The 5475-nt window shown below is 67.6% G+C and carries 3 protein-coding genes; all 3 read left to right on the top strand.

Going from position 1 to position 5475, the window contains the following annotated elements; genetic code table 11:
- The first annotated feature begins 371 nt into the window (after positions 1-371).
- A complete protein-coding gene (gene rplJ / locus ACXAHD_RS31365; protein WP_475055051.1) occupies positions 372-914 on the top strand; it encodes a 50S ribosomal protein L10 in 543 nt (180 codons plus the stop codon).
- 46 nt (positions 915-960) lie between these two features.
- Positions 961-1347, top strand: coding sequence for a 50S ribosomal protein L7/L12 (gene rplL, locus ACXAHD_RS31360; RefSeq protein WP_123606157.1), 387 nt, complete (start codon positions 961-963; stop codon positions 1345-1347).
- A 571-nt stretch (positions 1348-1918) separates the two neighbouring features.
- A complete protein-coding gene (gene rpoB / locus ACXAHD_RS31355; RefSeq protein WP_278173667.1) occupies positions 1919-5350 on the top strand; it encodes a DNA-directed RNA polymerase subunit beta in 3432 nt (1143 codons plus the stop codon).
- Positions 5351-5475 lie beyond the last annotated feature (125 nt).

Genomic DNA, 5475 nt, shown 5'->3' with positions numbered 1-5475 from the left:
CCCCCCCCCCCCCCCCCCCCCCCCCCCCCCCCCCCCCCCCCCCCCCCCCCCCCCCCCCCCCCCCCCCCCCCCCCCCCCCCCCCCCCCCACCGCCGTGCCGGGCGAATTTGGTGCCTGCCGCTGCGGTGCCGTACGCTTGCCCTATCCACACCCAAAGACCGCTGGTCACCGTGCCTCGGCACGGTTGAAGGTCCCGTTTTCACGGGCGGCCCGCGCAGGGGCGGAACGGACGATGAGTCATCGCCGTCGGCTGACGGCTGTCTCGCCCCGTGCGCCCTGCGCCCGGGGCGTTTTTCGTGGGCGCGGGATCTTCACGGCCGGCCGGCCATCCGCCGGCCGACCGCCAGCCTGGAGCACCAGAGAGGAGGGACATGGCGGACAAGCCGGTTCGTGCCGACAAGGCGACTGCGGTCGCCGACCTGACCGAACGGTTCCGTGAATCGGGTGCCACGGTGCTCACCGAGTACCGGGGTCTCAGCGTCGCCCAGCTGACCCAGCTGCGCCGTTCGCTGGGGCAGAGCGCGACCTACTCGGTGGCGAAGAACACCCTGGCCAAGCGGGCCGCGTCGGACGCGGGTATCGACGGACTCGACGCGCTGTTCACCGGTCCTACCGCGCTCACCTTCGTCTCCGGCGACGTGGTCGAGGCCGCGAAGGGCCTGCGCGACTTCGCCAAGGCCAACCCGATGCTGGTCATCAAGGGCGGGGTCTTCGAGGGGCGCGCGATCACCGCGACCGAGGTCAACAAGTTGGCCGACCTCGAGTCCCGCGAGGTGCTGCTGGCCAAGCTGGCCGGTGGCATGAAGGCGAACCTGAGCAAGGCCGCGGCCGTGCTGCAGGCCCCGCTGTCGAAGACCGCCCGCCTGGCGGCAGCGCTGCAGGACAAGCGCGAATCCGAGGGTACGCAGGCCTGACCCGCCAGCGCCCCGTCAACGTACTCAATTCGAAAGGAAGCCGACCATGGCGAAGCTCAGCACCGACGAGCTGCTCGACGCGTTCAAGGAGATGACGCTGATCGAGCTCTCGGAGTTCGTGAAGCAGTTCGAGGAGACCTTCGACGTGACCGCCGCCGCGCCGGTGGCCGTCGCGGCCGCTGGTGGCCCGGCCGCCGCACCGGCCGAGGCCGAGCCGGAGAAGGACGAGTTCGACGTCATCCTCGACGCGGACGGTGGCAAGAAGATTCAGGTCATCAAGGTGGTCCGGGAGCTGACCGGCCTCGGCCTCAAGGAGGCCAAGGACCTGGTCGAGGCCGCGCCGAAGGCGGTCCTGGAGAAGGCCAACAAGGAGACCGCCGACAAGGCCAAGGCCAAGCTGGAGGCGGAGGGCGCCAAGGTCACCCTCAAGTGACCTGACCCACACCGAGGTTGGTTGCGGGCGGCGATCCCCTACGGGGGTTGCCGCCCGTTTCCGTTCGCACACCCGGTGCGACTGCCCGATGATCAGGGCATTTCGCCCTTGGCCGGGTCGACGGGCTGCCCGGTCGGCCGGCAACCGGCTGACGTAGTGGGCGATCTCCCCGTACGACAGGCCTTGACGCGGCACGGACCGGCAGGCACGCTGACTACAGCAAGCTGTTTCATGGGCTTGCGACGGCCAAAGCTGGGTAATGGCACCAGCAGCGGGTCGCCGGATCGGGAGACCGGTCAGGGTCCCGGTGTTCGCCAGCCCCCACCAGGCTCCGTGGGAACGCCGCGTTCCGAGCGGTACGGAGGCACCGGTCCCGGTCGCCCCGACCAGCTCCGCGACGTCCTTCGGCGTCGGGCTGGACAGCGGTTAGCCGCTCGGCTACACTGCTAGTTTGCGCTGCCTTCCGACTTGCCTCGCGCCCGGAATGTCCGATCCTGGATATTTTGACCGAGGTTCTTTGGAGTGCGCGCGAAACAGCCGTCTGCAGCACCGGTCCTCGGAAGGACGCATCTTGGCAGCTTCCCGCCCTGCGAAGACCAGTCGTACGTCGAGCGCTTTCGCTCCTCGCCGAATCTCATTCGGCCGGATCACCGAACACCTCGAGGTCCCCAACCTTCTCTCCATCCAGACCGAGTCGTTCGACTGGCTGGTGGGCAACGAGGCTTGGCAGGGCCGGTCGGCTGACGACCCGCACGCACGATCCGGCCTCGCGGAGATCCTCGACGAGATCAGTCCCATTGAGGACTTTTCCGGCACCATGTCGCTCTCCTTCTCCAGCCCGCGCTTCGACGAGGTCAAGGCCTCGATCGAGGAGTGCAAGGAGAAGGACCTGACCTACTGCGCGCCGCTCTTCGTCACTGCGGAATTCACCAACAACACCACCGGCGAGATCAAGAGCCAGACGGTGTTCATGGGTGACTTCCCGATGATGACGCCCAAGGGCACCTTCATCATCAACGGCACCGAGCGCGTGGTGGTCAGCCAGCTCGTCCGGTCCCCGGGCGTGTACTTCGACAAGCAGCCGGACAAGACCTCCGACCGCGACCTGTCCAGCGTCAAGGTGATCCCTAGCCGGGGTGCCTGGCTGGAGTTCGACATCGACAAGCGCGACACCGTCGGTGTCCGCATCGACCGTAAGCGGCGTCAGGCCGTCACCGTCCTGCTCAAGGCCATCGGTTGGTCCGCCGACCGAATCCGGGAGCGGTTCGGCTGGTCCGAGCTGATGATGACCACCCTGGAGAAGGACCACATCGCCGGGGTGGACGAGGCGCTGCTCGACATCTACCGCAAGCTCCGTCCCGGTGAGCCGCCGACCCGCGAGAACGCGCAGACGCTGCTCGACAACCTGTTCTTCAACCCCAAGCGGTACGACGTCGCCAAGGTCGGCCGGTACAAGTTCAACAAGAAGCTCAACCTCGACGTCCCGATCAACTCCGGGACGCTCACCGAGGACGACATCGTCGCCACCGTCGAGTACCTCTGCCGGCTGCACGCCGGTGAGGAGGGCTACGAAGCCGACGACATCGACCACTTCGGCAACCGGCGGCTGCGTACCGTCGGCGAGCTGATCCAGAACCAGGTACGGGTCGGCCTGTCCCGGATGGAGCGGGTCGTCCGTGAGCGGATGACCACGCAGGATGTCGAGGCCATCACGCCGCAGACCCTGATCAACATCCGCCCGGTGGTGGCGGCGATCAAGGAGTTCTTCGGCACCTCTCAGCTGTCCCAGTTCATGGACCAGACCAACCCGCTGGCCGGGTTGACCCACCGCCGGCGGCTCAGCGCGCTCGGCCCGGGTGGTCTGTCCCGGGAGCGGGCCGGCTTCGAGGTCCGTGACGTGCACCCGTCGCACTACGGCCGGATGTGCCCGATCGAGACCCCGGAAGGCCCGAACATCGGTCTGATCGGGGCGTTGTCCACCTTCGGGCGGGTCAACCCGTTCGGCTTCATCGAGACCCCGTACCGCAAGGTCATCGACGGCCGGGTCACCGACCAGATCGACTACCTGACCGCGGACGAGGAGGACCGGTTCGTCAAGGCGCAGGCCAACGCGCCGCTGATGGCCGACGGCACCTTCGCCGAGGACCGGGTCCTGGTCCGACGCAAGGGCGGTGAGGTCGACTTCGTCCCGCCGGCCGCCGTCGACTACATGGACGTCTCACCGCGGCAGATGGTCTCCGTCGCCACCGCGATGATTCCGTTCCTGGAGCACGACGACGCCAACCGGGCGCTGATGGGCGCCAACATGCAGCGCCAGGCGGTGCCGCTGGTCAAGGCGGAGTCCCCGCTGGTCGGCACCGGCATGGAGTACCGTGCTGCGGTCGACGCCGGCGACGTGGTGATCGCCGAGTCCGGCGGCGTGGTCGAGGACCTGTGCGCCGACTACGTCACCGTGCACCAGGACGACGGCCACCGTCGGACGTACCTGCTGCACAAGTTCCGTCGCTCCAACGCCGGCTCCTGCGTCAACCAGAAGCCGACCGTCTTCGAGGGCGACCGGGTCGAGGCCGGCCAGGTCATCGCGGACGGCCCGTGCACCGACGACGGCGAGATGGCCCTCGGCCGCAACCTGCTCGTGGCGTTCATGCCGTGGGAGGGTTACAACTACGAGGACGCCATCATCCTGTCCCAGCGGCTGGTGCAGCAGGACGTGCTCACCTCGATCCACATCGAGGAGCACGAGGTCGACGCCCGGGACACCAAGCTCGGCCCGGAGGAGATCACCCGCGACATCCCGAACGTCAGCGAGGAGATGCTCGCCGACCTCGACGAGCGCGGCATCATCCGGATCGGCGCCGAGGTGGTTCCCGGTGACATCCTGGTCGGTAAGGTCACCCCGAAGGGTGAGACCGAGCTGACCCCGGAGGAGCGGCTGCTGCGGGCGATCTTCGGCGAGAAGGCCCGGGAGGTCCGGGACACCTCGCTGAAGGTGCCGCACGGCGAGACCGGCACGGTGATCGGCGTACGGACCTTCTCCCGCGACGACGGCGACGAGTTGCCGCCCGGCGTCAACGAGCTGGTCCGGGTCTACGTCGCGCAGAAGCGGAAGATCCAGGACGGTGACAAGCTCGCCGGCCGGCACGGCAACAAGGGCGTCATCTCCAAGATCCTGCCGGTCGAGGACATGCCGTTCCTCTCCGACGGCACCCCGGTCGACATCGTGCTCAACCCGCTCGGTGTGCCGGGCCGGATGAACATCGGCCAGATCCTGGAGACCCACCTCGGGTGGGTGGCCAAGACCGGGTGGAAGGTCGAGGGCGACGACGCCGAGTGGAAGGCCGCGCTGCGTGCCATCGGCTCGGACGACGCCGAGCCGGACACCAACGTCGCGACCCCGGTCTTCGACGGTGTCCGCGAGGAGGAGATCACCGGCCTACTGGGCAGCACCCTGCCCAACCGGGACGGCGTGCAGCTGATCGGCAGCTCGGGCAAGGCCCAGCTGTTCGACGGGCGCTCCGGTGAGCCGTTGCCGGACGCGATCGCGGTCGGCTACATCTACATCCTCAAGCTCAACCACCTGGTGGACGACAAGATCCACGCGCGGTCGACCGGCCCGTACTCCATGATCACCCAGCAGCCGCTCGGCGGTAAGGCGCAGTTCGGCGGCCAGCGCTTCGGTGAGATGGAGTGCTGGGCGATGCAGGCCTACGGCGCCGCCTACGCCCTGCAGGAGCTGCTCACCATCAAGTCGGACGACGTCCTGGGCCGGGTCAAGGTCTACGAGGCGATCGTCAAGGGCGAGAACATCCCCGAGCCGGGCATCCCGGAGTCGTTCAAGGTGCTGCTCAAGGAGCTGCAGTCGCTGTGCCTCAACGTCGAGGTGCTGTCCAGCGACGGCGTGGCCCTGGAGATGCGCGAGACCGACGACGAGGTGTTCCGGGCCGCGGAGGAACTCGGTATCGACCTGTCCCGGCGGGAGCCGAGCTCGGTCGAGGAAGTGTGAGGCGCGGGGGGGGGGGGGGGGAACCAAAAAAAAAAACAAAAGAAAAAAAAACCAAAAAAAAAAAAAAAAAAAAAAAGAAAAAAAAAAAAAACCAAAAACCACCCCCCCCCCCCACTTCCCCCCCC

It is taken from the genome of Micromonospora sp. ABR4_055, assembly GCF_056160425.1.
This window is presented reverse-complemented; position numbering and strand designations above follow the sequence as displayed.